This is a genomic window from Vibrio satsumensis (assembly GCF_050337435.1).
Classification (GTDB): Bacteria; Pseudomonadota; Gammaproteobacteria; order Enterobacterales; family Vibrionaceae; genus Vibrio; species Vibrio satsumensis.
The window spans coordinates 26,982-46,392 of the sequence record NZ_JAKJSX010000015.1; the positions used below are offsets into that span (position 1 = coordinate 26,982).

Sequence of the window (19,411 nt, forward strand, 5' to 3'; positions counted from 1 at the left end):
TGATTTTTTCGGCGGCTCAAAAACAAAAATGCTCACCGAAGTGAGCATTTTGACTGTTCTTAAACGAACGGGTTATGACAAACCAAGTTTCTTCTCAAGGTAGTGGATGTTTGCACCACCGTGTTGGAAGTTTTCGTCGTTCATAATAGACAATTGAAGCTCGGTATTAACGTTAATACCTTCAACAATCATTTCACCCAATGCGTTCTTCATACGAGCGATAGCAACATCACGGTTCTCACCGTAAGTGATCAGCTTACCAATCATTGAATCGTAGTGTGGTGGCACTGTGTAACCCGTGTAGATGTGAGATTCCCAACGTACGCCCATGCCGCCCGGTGCGTGGAAACGTTCAATCTTACCTGGTGAAGGTAGGAAGCGAACTGGATCTTCAGCATTGATACGACATTCGATTGAGTGGCCGCGCAGCTTAATATCATCCTGAGTGAATGATAGAGGCTGACCAGCTGCAATACGTAGCTGTTCTTTCACTAGGTCGATACCCGTTACCATTTCAGTAATCGTGTGTTCAACCTGGATACGAGTGTTCATTTCGATGAAGTAGAACTCACCGTTTTCGTATAGGAATTCAAATGTACCTGCGCCGCGGTAACCGATCTCAATACATGCACGAGTACAGCGTTCACCGATGTACTTACGCATCTCTTCAGTGATACCTGGAGCTGGTGCTTCTTCCACAACTTTCTGGTGACGACGCTGCATTGAACAGTCACGCTCACCTAGGTGGATAGCATTGCCTTGACCATCTGCAAGCACTTGTACTTCAATGTGACGTGGGTTTTCTAGGAATTTCTCCATGTAAACCATGTCGTTGTTGAAACATGCTTTTGCTTCAGCGCGAGTCATCGCGATAGCTTCTGTTAGTTCTGCTTCAGAACGAACAACACGCATACCACGACCGCCGCCGCCGCCAGATGCCTTGATGATAACTGGGAAGCCAATGCGCTTAGCGTGTGCTTTGTTTTTCGCTTCGTCATCGTCAAGAGGACCGTCAGAACCTGGTACACAAGGTACGCCAGCTTTCTTCATTGACGTGATAGCTGACACTTTGTCACCCATCATACGAATGGTTTCAGCTTTAGGGCCAACAAAGATAAAGCCACTGCGCTCTACCTGTTCTGCAAAGTCTGCATTTTCAGATAGGAAGCCATAGCCAGGGTGGACAGCTACTGCACCTGTCACTTCAGCTGCGCTGATGATACGAGGGATGTTTAGGTAGCTATCGATACCACGAGCTGGACCGATACAAATGGTTTCGTCTGCAAGCAGTACGTGCTTAAGATCACGGTCAGCAGTTGAGTGAACCGCTACCGTTTTAATGCCAAGCTCTTTACATGCACGCAGAATACGTAGTGCAATTTCACCACGGTTCGCGATTACTAATTTATCTAACATAATGAGTGCTCTCTATTATTCGATAATTACTAGAGCTTGGTCGAATTCTACTGGTTGACCGTCTTCAACTAGGATAGCTGTTACAACACCAGATTTATCAGCTTCGATTTGGTTCATCATTTTCATTGCTTCAACGATACATAGAGTTTCGCCAGCAGTTACAGATTGACCAACTTTAACGAATGGTTTTGCGTCTGGGCTTGGAGCGCCGTAGAAAGTACCAACCATTGGAGAAAGAACTTGGTGACCAGCTGGAACTGCAGGAGCCGTTGCTTCTGCTGCTACAGGTGCCGCCGCAGGAGCTGCTGCCGCTGCTACAGGTGCTGGAGCTGCTGCATATTGAACAGGTGCTACAGGTGCAGTGCTGTTACGACTGATTCGTACTGACTCTTCACCTTCAGAGATTTCTAGCTCAGAAATACCAGACTCTTCAACCAATTCGATTAGCTTTTTGATTTTGCGAATATCCATTGTTTCTTTCTCTTTATCTGTTAATTGAACTTACTCTTTGACTGAGTAGGTTAGTAATAGTTCGTTGTTTATGTTTACTTTGAGTTGAGCTTGCTGAGCGCAGCGGTCAAAGCAAATTGATAACCTTGGGCACCTAAGCCACAAATCACACCTTCTGCTTTATCAGATAGGTAAGAGTGGTGACGGAATGGTTCACGTGCGTGAACATTCGATAGGTGAACCTCAATAAAGGGGATTGCAACGCCAAGTAGTGCATCACGCAGTGCCACACTGGTATGTGTAAAGGCTGCTGGATTGATAATAATAAAATCAACATTTTGGTATGCACTATGGATCGCTTCAATCAGTTCATACTCACGATTTGACTGTAAATGAGATAGCTCAACATCGTGTGCTTTCGCTTGCTCGGTCAATGAGCTAATAATCTGGTCAAGTGTTTGAGAACCGTAGTGTGCCGGCTCTCTTAGGCCTAACAGGTTAAGGTTTGGGCCATTTAAAACTAGAATGCGAAACTTTGTAGACATCGTGGGGCTATCTTCCTTTATCGTGTTTACGAACGTGAATGTTGCCATTTTATTGAAAATTTGCGGTTAATTTCTAGTGAGAAAAACCCAAATTTAAAAATTAGAACCAGATTATAGCTAATTCAGCGCAAATCGCAGCAATTTACTGGTCTAATCTCCTATTGATACAGCGTGGAATTGTTACCAACTTAACAAAAAAGCGCCTTAGCCTTAATTTGGGGCTGGATATTTGAGATCAAGATCAGCCATAAAAAAACCGCCACATAGGTGACGGTTTAGGTAAGGTCTGTTTTAAACAGTAATTCAGGGTGTGACCGGTTGCTTATGCCAGTTCTGCTTTCTCGGCAATCAGCTTATCAACCACACTTGGGTCTGCCAAAGTAGAGGTATCACCTAGGTTACCTGTATCACCGGTAGCAATCTTACGCAGGATACGACGCATGATTTTACCTGAACGAGTTTTCGGTAATGAGTCGGTCCAGTGCAGCACATCTGGCGTTGCGATTGGGCCAATCTCTTTACGTACCCAGTCTTTCACTTCTTTATGAAGTTCAGCAGTTGGGAACTCGCCATCATTCAGCGTGATGTAAGCGTAAATCGCTTGGCCTTTAATATCATGAGGGATACCCACAATCGCGGCCTCTGCGATCTTATCAAACGCGACTAGAGCCGATTCAATTTCTGCAGTACCCATACGGTGACCAGAGACGTTAAGTACGTCATCAACACGGCCAGTAATCCAGTAGTAGCCGTCTTCATCACGACGAGCGCCATCACTGGTGAAGTACATGCCTTTAAATGTAGAGAAGTAAGTCTGTTCAAAGCGGTCATGATCGCCATGAACGGTACGCATTTGGCCCGGCCAAGAATCTAGAATCACTAGGTTGCCGTCTGTTGCACCCTCAATGATATTACCCATGTTATCAACTAACGCCGGTTGCACACCGAAGAATGGACGCGTCGCTGAACCTGGTTTTAGATCGGTTGCGCCCGGTAGCGGTGCGATTAAGATGCCGCCCGTTTCAGTTTGCCACCACGTATCGACAATTGGAGATTGCTCATTACCAATTGTTTTGTAGTACCATTCCCACGCTTCTGGGTTAATAGGTTCACCCACTGAGCCCATGATTCTTAGGCTGTCACGAGAAGTACCTTCAACGGCTTCGTTGCCTTTCGCCATTAGTGCACGAATAGCCGTTGGCGCAGTATAAAGAATATTCACTTGGTGCTTATCGACCACTTCACTCATGCGGCTGGTGTTCGGGTAGTTCGGCACGCCTTCAAACAGAATGGTTTTTGCACCATTAGCTAGCGGCCCGTATACAAGGTATGTGTGACCCGTAATCCAACCCACATCCGCTGTACACCAGAAAGTCTCGCCTTCTTGATAGTCGAATACGTATTTGAATGTCATTGCTGCATAAACAAGGTAGCCACCAGTGGTGTGCATAACCCCTTTAGGTTTACCTGTTGAGCCTGACGTATAAAGGATGAATAGTGGATCTTCTGCATTCATCTCTTCTGGTGGGCAAGCTGCAGATACATTAGCAATAGCATCGTGCCACCACACATCACGGTGTTCATGCCAAGCAACATCGCCACCAGTACGTTTGAATACCACAACTTTCTCGATGTTCTTAACTTCAGGGTTAGTCAGAGCTTCATCGACGTTTTTCTTCAGTGGAACCGCACGGCCGCCACGCACGCCTTCATCGGCAGTGATAACGACTTTAGAATTTGAATCGATAATACGACCAGACAGTGCTTCTGGTGAGAAACCACCAAATACTACCGTGTGCACCGCACCGATACGGGTACATGCCAGCATTGCTACTGCTGCTTCTGGCACCATCGGCATGTATAAACAAACCACATCACCTTTGCGTACGCCTTGCTCTTTCAGAGCGTTTGAAAACAGGCACACTTCTTTATGTAGTTCATTAAAAGTTAGAGTTTTATCATCAGCCGGGTCATCGCCTTCCCAGATGATAGCGACTTCATCACCGCGCTCAGCAAGGTGGCGGTCGATACAGTTAGCCGAAACGTTAAGCGTGCCATCTTCAAACCAGCGAATATCAATGTGGCCTGGGTCGAAAGAAGTATTTTTTACCTGTGTGAAAGGTTTAATCCAATCAACGATTTTTCCGTGTTCACCCCAAAAGCCTTCAGGGTCAGAAACAGATTGCTGGTACATGGCTAGGTAAGTGTCATTATCCGCGTGTGTGGTTGATTTAATATTTTCTTTTACCGGATAAACGTGGGCTTCACTCATTGCATCTCTCCTTGTGCCTACATTCCTAATGAACTGGCAACTTCCTTTGTGTTCAGTTTCTAGGTCTATTACAGAACCGTCTTTGTGTTATCACTCTCGGCTAGGACGGCGATTTCCACAATTAGACTTTAGGATGAGACGCTGCTTTTCACTTACAAAATAGCGAGTTAAGTTCATTTTTGAGATGTTGCTCTCTATGTGAAGCGCCAGTGGTTGAATTAAGAATAAGAAGAGTTGAAACGGGGCAGGTCACCATGTTTTAGGCGCACAAAGATCAGCGCAGCGGAGATAGCGTCTTGTAATGCATCATGTTTATTGACCGGAATAGGTAAATCGAGCTGGCGACAAATGGCGTCCATACTGAGATCAAAATAGGCATTGGGCAGCTGTCTTTCGAGCTTATCTTGATAGAGTTGGCTCACTTCGACTAATCGGTTAGGCAGTGGAAATCCAAGCTGTTTTAAACAGGCGCGGTCGAGAATTTTTTTATCATAACGGATGTGATAGCCGACTAAAGGACGATTTCCAATGAAGTTCAGTAGCTCAACTAAAGCCTGTTTTTCTTCGATACCGTGCTTTAGGTCTTGATGACGAATGCGGTGGATTTTTATTGAATTGCAATCGAGCGATTGAGGGGCGCGCAATCGGACTTCAAAAGGTTGGCTGGTAATGATTCGGTTACCGATGATCTTGGTCGCGGCAATAGTGACTAATTCTGCCTGATTGGGGTCTAGGCTGGTGGTTTCACAATCGAGTGATACATATTCATGATCAATAGGCGCAGTAAACAGAGGCTGATAGAGAGAGCCTTTGAGCTTGTGATGCCAGTAATAGCGAACCAACCTATTCATCGTTCAATTGCCTAATCCCGTATCTGATAGTGGTAGCCGAGCCATTGCTTGAATTTCTTCACCACGTGCAGGCTATGACGAAGCAGATCTCTGTCTGCTCGCTCCATCAGTTTGACGTCGATTTTATTGCTGCTGTGCTGTTGCGATAGGCGCTGTGATAAGCGCCACTTAAAGAACTGCTTGAGCGCTTCATTGAGGTTATCCGCGGTGCTTTGCTCTAGTACCTTTTTGTTCACGAGGTGCTCAATGCGTTCAAAGGTGTTATTGACTGTCACACCATGTTCAAGGCTCAGCGCTCTCACACCGTGAACAATTGGGAAAATACCGCCTTGTTTGATGTCGAGTCCTGACTTGGATTGTTTCACATTACCAAACAGGGTCAGGGGAACCGAGAAGTTCAGAGCAGGGCGGCAGAACTCGGTCAGAATCAATTCTTGTCCGAGCATCAAATCACTCAAGTGCTGCTTGACCGGTTTGAGTAGTTCCCTGTTACCCGCCACAGCGTGTGCGTCCGCCATGATGGCGATATCCATCACTGTCTCTGGCGTGGCTTTTCTTACCCAACGGGTGAGGGTTTGTTTCCACTCTTGCTCTGAATGCACCCATTTCGGGTTGTTGACCATCACGTTGCCCGGGCATAACGGGTAACCCAATTGTTGAAGGGTATGGGTGAGGTCGTTCATGGCACTTTGGCATTGGTGCCATTCCAAACCATCTTGAATAATCAGAGCGTTGTCTTGATCGGTTTTGAGGATTTGCTCCCCGCGCCCTTCAGAACCCAGCACGATGAGGCAACAATGATTGTGCAGTGCAGGTGGGATAATCAACTCAAAAGCCTTCTCAATGATCTGTTCGTTGACCGCAGAAATTAGCTCCATGATAAAGCGTGTACGAATGCCATTACTGAGTAGGCTTTCGACCAATTGACGCTGTTTGTTGGAAGCCATTGCCAATTCTTCAACGCTGGTGGCACGAGCAATACGCAAAGTGAGAACGTGAGAATGTGTGGAGAATGCACTGAGGATTTGTGTCATATCCACCATGCCGACCGCATTTTTACCATCACAAACCATCAATCTTTTTACCCGGTTTCTGGTCATGGTAATCATGGCGTTAAATAAGAAATCGCCTTGGTTTACGTGCATTACCGGAAACGTTGCGATCTCGCCGACGGGCGCATCCAGTGGAAAATTATCGAGCATCACAGCATGCAATAAATTGGTTCTTGTGACGATTCCATACGGAAAGGTACATGATGATCCAAAAGCTTTTGGATCATAGTGTTCTAAATGAACTAAGGCCGAGTCCAACCCTTGTTCTTTAAGGGTTTGAGTGACTTGGTTGATAGATTGGTCGGGTTCCAGTATCAGTGGAGGGTGATAGATCGATTCGTCCACTTTGGTCAGTATGAATTCGGCAAGGTTTTGTTGCTGTTGGGCAGCTTCAATTAGCGCTTTTCGTGTCGAAAGGTTGCTATCAAAGTAAGCGGCAAACTGGCCATTGGCGTGGTAAAGCTCGAGAAAGATATCGGTTGGCAGTAGATAACTTAGGGTATCTTCAAGCGCGATATATTGGTGTTTGGTGTGAGGCTCAAACTGACTGCGTACATCGAAGATATCGTCATTGGCATAATGTGCGTAGATTTCTCCATCGCTGCTCGCGCGCTCCTCTACGGCTCCTTTAATCAGAATATGCAGATGGCGACTAGGGCGGTCTGCCTCCAATATCACTTCGTGTGCTCGGTAGTAAACCACATCTAAAGCTGAGCGTAGCGTTAACTGTTCCGCTTCAGACAAGCTATCGAAGGGCGGGTGCTGCATATTAAATTTGTCAGGCATAAGCAATCGCAAGGGAGTGAGAGTCTCTTTTTAGTGTGACAAATTACCAGCGAAGCTCCAGACGACTTTAGTCTAAATGAGAGAGTTACGACTTTTGCACGTTGGATTTTTGAGTTAAATACGACAGAGATATTTATTGAATATGGGAATGCTATCCCCGCAATAATTCCCTTTTTCATCTTTTGTGACCTAGGCATAATTGGCGCTTCCTTGTTCCACACATTTTTATAGGTCGCCTATGTTTAATCCTTCCCCTTATGGCTGGATATCCCAGTATTTTCTCGGTTTCTTTTTTGCCTATGGTGTTTATCTGCCATTTTGGGCGCTGTGGTTTGAAGACCAAGGCGTTTCTGCAGGGGACATTGGCGTATTGATTGGTGTGGGTTTGGCTACGCGTTGTGTTGCCAATTTTGTAATAACACCACGTATCTATAAAGTTGAGCATTTAATGCCAGCATTGCGTTGCCTCAGTTTTGTAGCGCTATTATTCGTTGGTTTCCATTTCTTTACTGGTGGTAGCTTTTTATTGATGCTGCTAGCAACGGTAATGTTCAACCTCTGCTATGGACCGATTATTCCGCTTTCTGATGCAATGGCGAACCATTACAGTCGTCTCAAGATGCTCGACTACGGACGTACACGCTTGTGGGGATCAGTGGCATTTATTGCGGGCTCTACCGTAGTTGGTTATCTGGTGGCTGAATTTGGCACAGATATGATTTTGTATACTGCGCTAGCAGGTGTGTTGGTTTCTCTGTTGTTTGCGATGAGAAACCCGAATGTAATGCCGGTGACAGAATCAGAGCAAGTGGCTGAAAGACCTAAACTTGGTCAACTATTACGTGAATCATCGGTAGTGAAGTTTCTTGCATTGATGGCACTGCTTCAAGGAAGCCACGCTGCGTATTACAGCTTTAGTGCTATCTACTGGAAAGAGGCGGGGCACTCTGAGGCGATCATCGGTTATCTGTGGAGCTTGGCTGTGGTTGCTGAGGTGGCAGTATTTGCTCTGAGCAAGCGACTGTTTGCTGGGTTAGCGTTGCGTACTCTGTTTGTGATTGCCGCCATTGGGGTCATGGCTCGTTGGGGGATCACTGCATCAACGACTGCGATTCCAGTATTGATATTGGTTCAGTTGCTGCACGGGGTGACATTCGCCATGGCACATATCGCTGCGATTCAATACATTCAGTCTCAAGAGTCGAACAAAATGGTGGCACTGCAGGCTCTGTATAATGCGATACCACTTGGCGCCTTTATCGCGTTAATGACGACCTTAAGTGGTTGGGGTTACGAACTGTGGGGCGCGAATATCTTCTGGGGAATGGCTGCGATGGGTGCCATTGCTCTGTTTATCAAGCTTGATGAAAGAAGCTCTGTGGTTGAAGTTAATCAACCTGAGTCAGAAGTTCATAGCTGATAATCAATCGTGATTATTAGAGTCTAAAGCACAGAATTTAAGCGATGCGATTGAGTTAATGACTCATCCTTAGTTAAATGAAACCTCTCCCTTATGGAGAGGTTTTTTTATGGATGAAGAAAGGGTTTTCAATGCAAGGATGGGTAGTAATTCCAGTCTCTTTAGCCTACTTGGGCGTGTTATTTCTGATCGCTTGGTATGGAGACAGGCAGGTTCGTTGGCTATCGCGTTGGCGACCGTGGATCTATAGCCTCTCTATTGCGGTGTATTGTACCTCGTGGACCTTCTATGGAACGGTGGGTCAGGCGAGCAATAACCCTTGGTCTTTCTTACCCATCTATCTTGCACCGATTTTGGTCTTCACCCTTGGGTGGCGGATCTTAGCGCGACTGATTCTGATCGCGAAGCGGGAACATATCACCTCAATTGCCGATTTCATTGCGGCTCGTTATGGCAAATCTCAAGGTTTAGCGGTAGCGGTGACGGTTATCGCAGTGATCGGTATTCTGCCTTATATCGCCTTACAACTGCGTGGTATCACCATGGGGTTGGATATCGTTGCCCCGAGTCTGGCTCAAGATTTTGGCTATCAGGATTACCATGTTTCTTGGTTTGTGGTCGGTGCGCTGGCCATTTTTACTATGCTGTTTGGTACAAGGCACATCGATAACACGGAACATCACCGCGGCATGATGATGGCGGTGGCGTTTGAGTCGATCGTTAAGCTGGCGGCATTTCTAATTGTTGGCTTGTTTATTATGTATCTGGCGATGAGTAGCGACAAGATTGACCTGCTCGATGTGGCGGCGAGCACTTATGAGTCGCCGAATATTCCGACCTTAATTATCCATACTGTTTTGACCATGTTGGCGATTGTCTGCTTACCGCGTCAGTTCCATACCATGGTCGTTGAGAATGAACGTCCTCAAGATCTGCACACTGCTCGTTGGTTATTTCCGCTTTATCTGATTTTGATGGGGCTGTTCGTTCTGCCAATTGCATGGGCTGGGCAAGGACTGCTTCCGAGCATGCCTGCAGATACGTATGTGATCAGTCTGCCGATGGCTGAAGGCGCCAATCATATTGCCTTGCTTGCGTTCCTTGGTGGTACGTCTGCTGCTAGTGGTATGGTAATTGTGTCGACCATCGCGTTGGCGATCATGGTGTCGAACGATTTAGTGATGCCGCTATTGCTGCGCCGAATGCGCTTAACCCAAAGGACTCACCGCCACTTCTCTGGGTTGCTATTGGTGATTCGTCGCGGGCTTATTTTATTGCTTCTACTTGGTGCTTGGTTGTTCTATCAGGCGCTCGATACCATTCATTCACTGTCAGCGATTGGTTTTCTTTCGTTTGCTGCGATTGCTCAATTCGCGCCAGCATTGATTGGTGGTTTGTACTGGCGCCCGGGTAACCGCAAGGGTGTGTATGTCGGCTTAATGGTGGGCTCGTTGATTTGGCTGATTACTCTGATGAGTCAAACCAGCATGTTGGCAGGCGATAGCGAAAGTAACCTTTTGCTGTGGATTATCACGCCACCAGAGTTGCTCAGCAGTTGGGATATCAGTAGTTCAAACTGGGGAATTGTGCTGAGTATTGTGCTTAATACCTTGTGCTATGCCGTGGTTTCGATGTCGACAAGACCAAGCCTAAGTGAGCGCTTACAATCAGCAGCATTTGTTGGTACACCGCTGCCTGAGAATGAAAACATCAGCCTTTACCAGAATCGTGTGACGGTTGCGGAACTAGAGATGTTGGCATCACGCTTTGTCGGTCGAAAGCGAGCGAAAAGCGCCTTACACAGCTATTGGCAACAACACGGACAACCGCTGCTTCCCAATCAACAAGCACCTGCGAGTTTGATTCGACATGCAGAGCGCGTACTCGCGGGTGTATTCGGTGCCTCTTCCGCTAAGTTAGTACTTACTTCTGCTTTACAGGGCAGAAACATGCAGCTTGAAGAGGTCGCGACCATCGTTGATGAGGCCTCTGAGCTGTACGATTTTAGCCGTGGTTTACTACAAGGTGCGATTGAACACATTGGTCAAGGCATCGCAGTGATCGATAAGCAAATGAGGCTGGTGGCGTGGAACCAACGTTACTTAGAACTGTTTGAATTTCCTGCGGGTTTGATTCAGGTTGGACGACCCATTTCAGATGTGATTCGTCACAATGCCGAGCAAGGTTTGTGTGGTCCGGGTGACCCAGAAGATCACGTTCGCCGCCGTGTTTATCACCTTGAACAAGGCACTAGACACACCTCTTCTCGTATTCGTCCTGATGGTCGAGTGATTGAGGTGCAAGGTAACCCGATGCCAAGTGGTGGCTTTGTAATGAGCTTTACCGATATCACGGTATTTAGGCAAGCAGAGCAAGCGCTAAAAGATGCTAATGAAAGCTTGGAGTCGAGAGTACATGAGCGAACTCAAGAGCTCGAAAAACTGAACCATCGCTTGGTAAAAGCAACTCAGATTTCGGATCAAGAATCACAATCCAAGAGTCGTTTTCTAGCCGCGGTAAGCCACGATTTAATGCAGCCGCTCAATGCTGCGCGCTTGTTTGCTTCGTCACTTTCTGAGGTGGCAAAAGAGCAAGAGGTGAAGCAGTTGTCATCTCATATCGAGAGTGCGTTAGGGGCCGCAGAAGATCTGATTGGCGACTTGTTGGATATCTCTCGCTTGGAGTCAGGGAAATTAGAAACCAACATTCACGCGATTGCCGTGCACGATGTGCTAACCAACTTGAACGCGGAATTTAGCGCGTTAGCGAGACAACAAAAAATTGAGTTTCAGATGATCCCATCGTCATTGTTCATTCACTCAGATCCTAAGTTATTGAGGCGTGTGATTCAGAACTTTTTGACCAATGCTTTCCGTTATAACCCTGAAGGAAAAGTGGTCCTGGGTGCAAGGCGAGTGAACGGCCAGGTACGAATCGATGTGTGGGATAACGGAACCGGTATCGATGAAGACAAGCAACAAGAGATCTTCGAAGAATTTACTCGTGGCAGCCAAGTGCGTTCTGATCAAGGGTTGGGGTTAGGGTTAGCCATCTCGAAAGGTATTGCTCATGTACTTGGTCATCAAATTTCGATGCGTTCATGGCCGGGCCAAGGCAGCGTTTTCTCTATCACTTTAGCGAGAGCGGAACAGGTGGCTCCGGTTGTGCAAGCTTCAGCGCCAATGGCGACCAGCGACATCGAACACCTGAAAATCTTGTGTGTCGATAATGAGCGCGAGATTTTGGTTGGTATGGAGAATCTGATTGGACGTTGGGGCTGTGAGGTTAAGACCGCGGTTGATCTGGTTGAAAGCTTGAAGTGTCTAGACGATAGTTGGCTGCCGGATGTTATCTTCTCGGATTATCGTCTCGACAATGGTCGAACGGGTCTGGAAGTGTTGCAACAGTGTCGTTTGCGCCTTGGGGACTCTTTTGAGGGTGTAATTATCAGTGCTGATAGAACCGATGACATGTTGGCAGCGATAAAGGCCAACAGCTTCAGCTTTATTGCTAAGCCAGTGAAGCCACTCAAGTTAAGAGCGGTTTTGAATCGAGTGAGCTAGCTTGAATTAACAGGTTCGGATTAGCATGTTCGGATTTGTGAGTGGATAGTGAAAAGGCCTCGGATGAGGCCTTTTTTGTTTCGGTAAGGAGCGTTAATTCTTGTTCACTGATTCACTAACCTGCGATTCCACCCTGCGTCAGTGTGGTTGGATCAAGCAACTTGCTGAGCTCTGCCCGGCTGAGATCCGTTTCTCTTTCTGCTACATCCAGAATTGGTAAGCCTTCTTTATAGGCTTTCTTGGCGATATCAGCAGCCTTCAAGTAACCAATCACAGGGTTAAGCGCAGTCACCAGAATCGGATTCTTTGAAAGTGCTAAATCAAGATTGTCTTGTCGCACAGTGAAGGTGGCAATCGCTTTATCAGCCAATGCAACTGAGCTATTAGCGAGAAGCTCAATACTCTCTAATACGTTATGCGCAATGACTGGCAGCATTACATTCAATTGGAAGTTACCTGACTGTCCTGCCACCGTAATCGTGGTGTCGTTACCAATCACCTGCGCAGCCGCCATCGCTGCGGCTTCTGGAATTACAGGGTTTACCTTGCCCGGCATGATAGACGACCCTGGTTGGAGAGCTTGTAATTCAATTTCCCCTAATCCAGCTAGCGGGCCAGAGTTCATCCAGCGAAGATCGTTTGAGATCTTCATGATCGCAACTGCTGCAGTTTTGAGCTGTCCCGAAAACGCAACGATCGCGTCTTGGCTGCTGAGATTAAAAAAGAAGTTTTCACTTGAGTTAAAGCTGATCTTTGTCGATTGGGACAGGTTACTTGCAAACTTATCGGCAAAGCGTGGGTCAGCATTGATCCCGGTTCCTACCGCTGTTCCACCTTGAGCAAGCGCCTTGATAGCAGGTAGAGTACTTTCAATGGCTTGCTTAGCGTGTTCAATCTGGAACTTCCAGCCACCAAGCTCTTGAGCAAAGGTAATTGGCATCGCATCCATGAGATGAGTACGGCCTGTTTTTACTACCTCAGCAAGTTCTTGCTGCTTAACGGTAAGTGAGCCAGAAAGGTGGGAGAGTGCAGGTAACAACTTATTTTCAGCTATCAGAGCGACACTGACTTGAATCGCGGTTGGTACCACATCGTTGCTGCTTTGGCCCATGTTGACGTGATCATTCGGGTTCACGTCGCCTTGCAAGCTTCTTGACGCTAGTGTCGCAATCACTTCGTTGGCGTTCATGTTAGAACTGGTGCCAGAGCCGGTTTGGTAGACATCGATCGGGAATTGATCCAGATGCTTACCATCGATGATCTCTTGGCTGGCTTCTGCTATCGCGTTGGCAATATCACCTTCCAGTAGACCTAACTGAGCATTGCTATCTGCCGCTGCCTGTTTAATTAATGCCAGAGCTTGAATAAAACTGGTTGGCATCTTGTGTGAACTAAACGCGAAGTTATCTACGGCACGTTGGGTTTGTGCTTGGTATAGCGCATCGGCAGGGACTTTAACTTCCCCCATGCTGTCTTTTTCAATTCGAAATTGTAGGGTCATGTTCTATCCTTGTTAGCCAAGTGGGGCTTGGACTTGTTGTAGTGTTTGGCTGATATTCAAAAAACGCGCTTGGCCTTGTGGTTGCTGGCAGTAATGGCGTTTCAAATAAAATAGTGGTGAGTGAATAGAGTCTAGGCAGATATGACGAAAGGTGAAACTCCGGTCAGGAGACTCAATCGCTTCAATCAAATGGAAGAAAACTTGGCGCAGGTATAGTTCACATAACAAGATGTTTTCTTGGGCGGCATGCTTTTCATAGTAAGCGGAAAGCGTAAGTGCACACTCGATGTAGTCTCGAATCACAAAAGGCTCGTGGCCTTGAACTTGTTCTAATGAAGCAAAGCGATCCTGTGCTTTGTAAAATCTCGAGTAGAGAACCTGCTGCTCTTTCATCATCATTTGCATCTCTTCAATGGATGTTAATGATAATTATTATCAAATGAAGCGTTAAAAACAACCCTTTGTTTGTCTTTTTATAAAATGAGCAGAAAAAGAAAAAGCCGATACTTTATGTATCGGCTTTCTTGGAATCAGTACCTAATCCCTACAATGTAAGTACTGATTCATTTTTGCTAAACATCTCTGCTTAGTGGTCGTGAGCTTCACCTGCACCTTTCGGGTAACGGATGTTCTCAACCATATCTTGTACATCTTGTGGTACTTCAGCTGTTACTTTGTTTACAGCAATCGATACTACGAAGTTTAGACACATACCTAGCGTACCGATGCCTTCTGGGCTGATACCAAACCACCAGTTTTCAGGTGTGCTTGCTGCTGGGTTAATGAACTTGAAGTAGATGATGTAGCTTGCTGTGAAGGCAATACCTGACAACATACCTGCAATTGCGCCTTCCTTGTTCATCTTCTTGTAGAAGATACCTAGGATAATCGCTGGGAAGAAGGATGCTGCGGCTAAGCCGAAGGCAAACGCTACTACCTGTGCTACAAAGCCTGGTGGGTTAATACCTAAGTAACCTGCACCTACAATTGCGACCATGGCTGCCAAACGAGCGGCTAACAGCTCCTGCTTGTCGGTCATGTTTGGTCTGAAGCCTTTCTTCAACAAGTCATGTGAAATCGACGTTGAGATAACCAATAGTAGACCAGCGGCTGTTGATAGTGCGGCGGCTAGGCCACCGGCTGCAAGTAGTGCTACAACCCAGTTTGGTAGTTTCGCTAGCTCTGGAGAAGCCAGTACGATGATGTCACGGTTAATCTTCATCTCGTTGCGTTCATCGCCCGAGTAGAACATTTTGCCATCGCCGTTCTTATCTTCCCAACCTACTAGGCCAGTGCTTTCCCAGTTTTTGTACCAGCTTGGTGCGTCAGCGGCTGCGACACCTTGCATGTCAGGGCCGTTGATTGTTTCGATCATGTTTACACGAGCGAATGCTGCAACACCTGGTGCTGTTGTGTATAGCAATGAGATGAACAGTAGAGCCCAACCCGCTGAGATACGAGCATCACGTACTTTTGGTACCGTGAAGAAACGAATGATTACGTGTGGAAGACCCGCAGTACCGACCATTAGAGCCGCACAGATGAAGAATACATCCACCATACTCTTGTTACCTTCGGTATAGGCGGTGAATCCGAGTTCTTCTGTGAGTCCATCCAGTTTATCAAGTAGGTATACATCGGTACCTGAGAGAGTAGAGCCCATACCAACTTGTGGAAGTGGGTTACCTGTCATCATGATTGAGGTAAAGATTGCTGGAACAAGGAAGGCGAAAATGAGGACACAGAATTGAGCTACCTGCGTATAAGTGATGCCTTTCATGCCACCAAGTACTGCGTAGAAGAACACAATACCCATACCAATGATGATGCCTAGGTTAATATCAACTTCTAGGAAGCGAGAGAATACAACGCCAACACCACGCATCTGGCCTGCAACGTACGTAAACGATACGAAGATTGCACAGAATACCGCTACCATACGTGCTGTTTTCGAGTAGTAACGCTCACCGATGAAATCAGGAACCGTAAACTGACCGAATTTACGTAGGTAAGGTGCTAAACATAGCGCAAGTAGCACATAACCACCTGTCCAACCCATGAGGTAAACCGCACCGTCGTAGCCGACGAATGAGATGATACCTGCCATTGAGATGAATGATGCTGCCGACATCCAGTCAGCGGCAGTCGCCATTCCGTTTGCTACTGGGTGTACACCACCGCCAGCAACGTAGAACTCACTTGTAGACCCTGCACGAGCCCAGATTGCGATGCCGATATATACCGCGAAAGTAATACCGACGAGAATAAACGTCCAAGTTTGAATATCCATGTTCTAGCCTCTAGTCTTCCTGTACGTTGTATTTTTTGTCGAGCGCATTCATGCGGACAACGTAAATAAATATCAGCGCCACGAAGGTGTATATCGAACCTTGCTGAGCGAACCAAAATCCTAGCTTGAACCCGCCAAACTGAACGGTGTTGAGGGCATCCACAAATAAGATGCCAGCGCCGTAAGACACTGCAAACCAGACAGCGAGCAGTGTTCCCATAATTCCCAAGTTTTCCTTCCAGTAGGCTTGAGCATGTTCCGTAGATTCGAACGCCATTGCCTTCTCCTTTATTCCGTTTCCGTAGAAACTGTTTCTGTAGAAAATTACCGTGTTAACGTAATGTTACGATTTAGAATGTAGCAAGGATAAGTAAAGTGATCTGTGCAACTTTAGTCGGGACGCTATTAGCGCTAATCCACTGAAATATGGGAGTTAGAAGGCATAACCATAGAAAAATGTGATGTTGCAATGTTGTTAAATTAGCCAAAGGTCTAACAAAAACGTATGAATTAGGCGGCGAGTCATAAAATTTAACAACTAAATGACCGAGAAACGGTATTTAGTCCTGCCTATGACACGAAGCGAAACATAAGTTTGTTATAGTAACTACGGTACTTTCACCGGCTGTGACTTGCTTAACGGCATAAGATCAACAAGCTAGTGGCAAAAGATCAACAGGCTTAAAGCTCGAGTTTTATTCTTTGGGGGAACGAATTGGACGCAATAACCATTAATCACTTATTTTTGACTGGTGCCGTACTCATCGCCATCAGTGTACTTTTCTCACAAGTGTCCTCTCGATTGGGCGTTCCTATTCTTTTGATCTTCCTTTTCGTTGGCATGTTAGCCGGTGAAGATGGGCCCGGTGGCATCAATTTCGACGACTACTCCCTCACTTACTTGGTGAGTAACCTTGCGCTTGCCGTGATCCTGCTTGATGGCGGTATGCGAACTAAGGTCGCGAGCTTTAAGGTCGCTTTTTGGCCGTCGCTCTCGCTGGCGACGATAGGTGTCGCATGTACTGCAACCCTAACGGGCTTAATGGCGGCTTGGCTGTTCGATCTGTCATTGATGCAGGGTATCTTAGTTGGTGCGATTGTGGGTTCGACCGATGCAGCTGCGGTATTTTCTTTGTTGAAAGGGCAGAGCCTCAATGAACGTGTTGGCTCAACCCTAGAGATCGAATCTGGTACCAATGACCCAATGGCTGTCTTCCTGACGGTAACTTTAATCGCACTGCTGGGTAATCCTGATGCCGAGATGGGAATGAACTTCCTATTGCAAAGCTTTGCGATGCAGTTTGGTATCGGGACCCTTGTTGGCATCGGTGGTGGTTGGGTTCTGTGGAGCCTAATCAATCGAGTGCAACTGGCTGATGGCCTTTACTCAATTCTCGTGCTTAGTGGTGGCGTGGCTCTGTTTGCGTTTTCTAACATGCTTGGCGGAAGCGGTATCTTGTCGATTTATCTAGTGGGCCTGTTCATTGGTAATCGCCCGACGCGCTCTCGACACTCTATTCTAAATGTTCTTGATGGCATGACGTGGCTAAGCCAGATCGTGATGTTCTTGGTGCTTGGTTTATTGGTTACACCATCGACATTGATGGACATTGCACTTCCTGCGTTGGCATTGGCCTTCGGTATGATTTTGTTTGCTCGTCCACTGTCTGTTTGGTTGGGTTTACTGCCGTTCAGAAGCTTTACCACTAAGGAACGTTGGTTTGTTTCTTGGGTAGGTTTACGTGGTGCTGTGCCGATCATTCTGGCGGTATTCCCGATGATGGCTGGCCTGCCTAATGCTCAGTTGTACTTCAATATCGCCTTCTTCGTGGTTATGGTTTCGCTGATTGTTCAGGGCGGCAGCTTAATGAAAGTCGCGAGGCTCGCTAAAGTGACCTTACCGCCAACACCGACACCTATTTCTCGAACCGGCATTGAGATCTACCCTACCAGTGAGTGGGAGATGTTTGTCTATAAGTTGAAAGAGGAAAAGTGGTGTATTGGCGAACCGCTTAAGCGCTTGTCTATGCCAGAAGGGACGCGAATTACCGCACTGTTTAGAAAAGATGCCTTGCTCCACCCATCGGGCAGTACCGTGTTAGAGGCGAACGATATTCTCTGTGTATTGGGGCAAGATAAAGACCTAGATAGCTTAAGTGAGCTATTCAGTGAGGCACCTTTGGCGGAAGACGCAGCTCGATTCTTTGGTGACTTCTTCCTTGAGGTTGGATTATCAATTGCAGCCGTTAGTGACTGCTATGGTATTGAACTTGGCTCGGAAGAAGAGCGCGACATGACCCTAAAACAATTGGCTGAACGAGAGTTAGGCGCGCATCCAGTTCTGGGCGATAGCTTCGAGTGGCATGACATTAATTGGGTGGTTGCTGAGATAGATGATCATAAAGTCGTCAAGCTGGGTTTATGTTTGCCTAAGACGACTTTAGAAGAGGATATCAGTGAAGCTTAGTTGTGGACTTCTTGTAGCAAGATAACAGCCTGAGTTCGGTTTTTCACATCCAGTTTACGGAAGATGGCTGTCATATGTGCCTTGATGGTCGCTTCCGAAACATTCAATTCATACGCGATTTGCTTGTTCAGCAGGCCGTCTGAAAGCATCCCTAAAACCTTGTATTGCTGAGGTGTCAGTGTGGAAAGCTTTTCCGCAAGGTCGCTACAGGCTGCATTGTTGGTGATAAGCCCTTCAGGGAAGAACGGGTCGCCATTCAGCACTTGATTCAGTGCGCTCACCAATTCACGCATATCGCTCGATTTAGGAATAAAGCCAAAGGCACCGTGGCTCTTCACTTGAGTTACAACGCTGGCATCTTCACTGGCTGAGATCACCACAATCGGTAAATCTGGATATTCAGCACGCAGTTGAATTAAGCCCGACATCCCGTTTGCTCCCGGCATTTTAAGGTCGAGAAGCAGCAGGTCAGGTTCATCTTCTTTTTTCAGCAGAGTCAGTAAGGCATCGAGAGAATCGGCCTCAAGCAGGTTCGCACCGCTGATCGCCATATGAACTGACTGAAACAGGGCGTTGCGAAAGAGAGGGTGGTCATCAGCAATGATGATGGTATAGGTCGAGTCCATGACGTTCATACTTTTAACAATTTAGTTAATATTTATTATCATCCTGATTGAGTATGTGGACAATATCTATGCATTAAAAGTCTGAACCATATCGACTTTTATCCCTGTTCTTGGAAAGTGTTTCCTGTAATCACAAAAAAGCCGCACTGCCATCTTGTTACGGAGGGGCGGT

14 protein-coding genes are annotated in these 19,411 nt (G+C 46.7%); 3 read left to right on the forward strand and 11 right to left on the reverse strand.

Going from position 1 to position 19,411, the window contains the following annotated elements; all coding sequences use genetic code 11:
* Positions 1–72: 72 nt before the first annotated feature.
* From accC to L4C44_RS18950, 6 genes are all read right to left on the reverse strand, one after another.
* The gene (gene accC, locus L4C44_RS18925; protein ID WP_017062706.1) at positions 73–1,416 is read right to left on the reverse strand and encodes an acetyl-CoA carboxylase biotin carboxylase subunit; all 1,344 of its coding nucleotides are present in this window, start codon (positions 1,414–1,416) and stop codon (positions 73–75) included.
* A 15-nt stretch (positions 1,417–1,431) separates the two neighbouring features.
* Positions 1,432–1,887 carry an acetyl-CoA carboxylase biotin carboxyl carrier protein gene (gene accB, locus L4C44_RS18930; protein ID WP_146492402.1) on the reverse strand — a complete coding sequence of 152 codons (456 nt, stop codon included), beginning with the start codon at positions 1,885–1,887 and terminating at the stop codon, positions 1,432–1,434.
* A gap of 74 nt (positions 1,888–1,961) precedes the next feature.
* A complete protein-coding gene (aroQ, locus tag L4C44_RS18935) occupies positions 1,962–2,411 on the reverse strand; it encodes a type II 3-dehydroquinate dehydratase (protein WP_010435475.1) in 450 nt (149 codons plus the stop codon).
* Positions 2,412–2,733: 322 nt separating this feature from the next.
* Positions 2,734–4,683, reverse strand: coding sequence for an acetate--CoA ligase (acs, locus tag L4C44_RS18940; RefSeq protein WP_428805570.1), 1,950 nt, complete (start codon positions 4,681–4,683; stop codon positions 2,734–2,736).
* Between the two features lie 218 nt (positions 4,684–4,901).
* Positions 4,902–5,534, reverse strand: coding sequence for a 3'-5' exonuclease (locus tag L4C44_RS18945; RefSeq protein ID WP_048663023.1), 633 nt, complete (start codon positions 5,532–5,534; stop codon positions 4,902–4,904).
* Between the two features lie 11 nt (positions 5,535–5,545).
* The gene (locus L4C44_RS18950) at positions 5,546–7,378 is read right to left on the reverse strand and encodes a DUF294 nucleotidyltransferase-like domain-containing protein (protein ID WP_428805595.1); all 1,833 of its coding nucleotides are present in this window, start codon (positions 7,376–7,378) and stop codon (positions 5,546–5,548) included.
* 232 nt (positions 7,379–7,610) lie between these two features.
* Here L4C44_RS18950 and L4C44_RS18955 point away from each other — a divergent pair, with 232 nt between their 5' ends.
* Entirely contained in the window at positions 7,611–8,792 is a 1,182-nt protein-coding gene (locus L4C44_RS18955) for a 3-phenylpropionate MFS transporter (RefSeq protein WP_428805571.1), read from the forward strand.
* Positions 8,793–8,923: 131 nt separating this feature from the next.
* Entirely contained in the window at positions 8,924–12,355 is a 3,432-nt protein-coding gene (locus L4C44_RS18960; protein ID WP_428805572.1) for a hybrid sensor histidine kinase/response regulator, read from the forward strand.
* Positions 12,356–12,470: 115 nt separating this feature from the next.
* Here the strand turns inward: L4C44_RS18960 and L4C44_RS18965 are convergent, their stop codons facing one another.
* From L4C44_RS18965 to L4C44_RS18980, 4 genes are all read right to left on the reverse strand, one after another.
* Positions 12,471–13,856: a class II fumarate hydratase gene (locus L4C44_RS18965; RefSeq protein WP_428805573.1), complete on the reverse strand. Its 1,386-nt coding sequence runs from the start codon at positions 13,854–13,856 to the stop codon at positions 12,471–12,473.
* A 12-nt stretch (positions 13,857–13,868) separates the two neighbouring features.
* A complete protein-coding gene (locus L4C44_RS18970) occupies positions 13,869–14,255 on the reverse strand; it encodes a hypothetical protein (RefSeq protein WP_192889549.1) in 387 nt (128 codons plus the stop codon).
* Positions 14,256–14,442: 187 nt separating this feature from the next.
* Positions 14,443–16,146 (reverse strand): sodium:solute symporter family protein, encoded by a 1,704-nt coding sequence (locus L4C44_RS18975; RefSeq protein WP_017062715.1) that lies wholly within the window; start codon positions 16,144–16,146, stop codon positions 14,443–14,445.
* Between the two features lie 10 nt (positions 16,147–16,156).
* On the reverse strand, positions 16,157–16,423 hold the full coding sequence (locus L4C44_RS18980; protein WP_010435433.1) for a DUF4212 domain-containing protein: 267 nt from the start codon (positions 16,421–16,423) through the stop codon (positions 16,157–16,159).
* Positions 16,424–16,861: 438 nt separating this feature from the next.
* On the opposite strand from L4C44_RS18980, the gene L4C44_RS18985 reads away from it, so the two are divergent.
* Positions 16,862–18,613: a potassium/proton antiporter gene (locus L4C44_RS18985; RefSeq protein WP_192889548.1), complete on the forward strand. Its 1,752-nt coding sequence runs from the start codon at positions 16,862–16,864 to the stop codon at positions 18,611–18,613.
* Here the strand turns inward: L4C44_RS18985 and L4C44_RS18990 are convergent.
* A complete protein-coding gene (locus L4C44_RS18990; RefSeq protein WP_012604978.1) occupies positions 18,610–19,239 on the reverse strand; it encodes a response regulator transcription factor in 630 nt (209 codons plus the stop codon). The genes L4C44_RS18985 and L4C44_RS18990 overlap by 4 nt on opposite strands.
* Positions 19,240–19,411: the final 172 nt, after the last annotated feature.

Bases quoted from the DNA above. Each gene is read 5' to 3' on its own strand.
- L4C44_RS18955 (WP_428805571.1), top strand. From the start codon at position 7,611: ATGTTTAATCCTTCCCCTTATGGCTGGATATCCCAGTATTTTCTCGGT.
- acs (WP_428805570.1), bottom strand. From the start codon at position 4,683: ATGAGTGAAGCCCACGTTTATCCGGTAAAAGAAAATATTAAATCAACC.
- accB (WP_146492402.1), bottom strand. From the start codon at position 1,887: ATGGATATTCGCAAAATCAAAAAGCTAATCGAATTGGTTGAAGAGTCT.
- L4C44_RS18965 (WP_428805573.1), bottom strand. From the start codon at position 13,856: ATGACCCTACAATTTCGAATTGAAAAAGACAGCATGGGGGAAGTTAAA.
- aroQ (WP_010435475.1), bottom strand. From the start codon at position 2,411: ATGTCTACAAAGTTTCGCATTCTAGTTTTAAATGGCCCAAACCTTAAC.
- L4C44_RS18975 (WP_017062715.1), bottom strand. From the start codon at position 16,146: ATGGATATTCAAACTTGGACGTTTATTCTCGTCGGTATTACTTTCGCG.
- accC (WP_017062706.1), bottom strand. From the start codon at position 1,416: ATGTTAGATAAATTAGTAATCGCGAACCGTGGTGAAATTGCACTACGT.
- L4C44_RS18980 (WP_010435433.1), bottom strand. From the start codon at position 16,423: ATGGCGTTCGAATCTACGGAACATGCTCAAGCCTACTGGAAGGAAAAC.
- L4C44_RS18945 (WP_048663023.1), bottom strand. From the start codon at position 5,534: ATGAATAGGTTGGTTCGCTATTACTGGCATCACAAGCTCAAAGGCTCT.
- L4C44_RS18960 (WP_428805572.1), top strand. From the start codon at position 8,924: ATGCAAGGATGGGTAGTAATTCCAGTCTCTTTAGCCTACTTGGGCGTG.
- L4C44_RS18990 (WP_012604978.1), bottom strand. From the start codon at position 19,239: ATGGACTCGACCTATACCATCATCATTGCTGATGACCACCCTCTCTTT.
- L4C44_RS18970 (WP_192889549.1), bottom strand. From the start codon at position 14,255: ATGATGATGAAAGAGCAGCAGGTTCTCTACTCGAGATTTTACAAAGCA.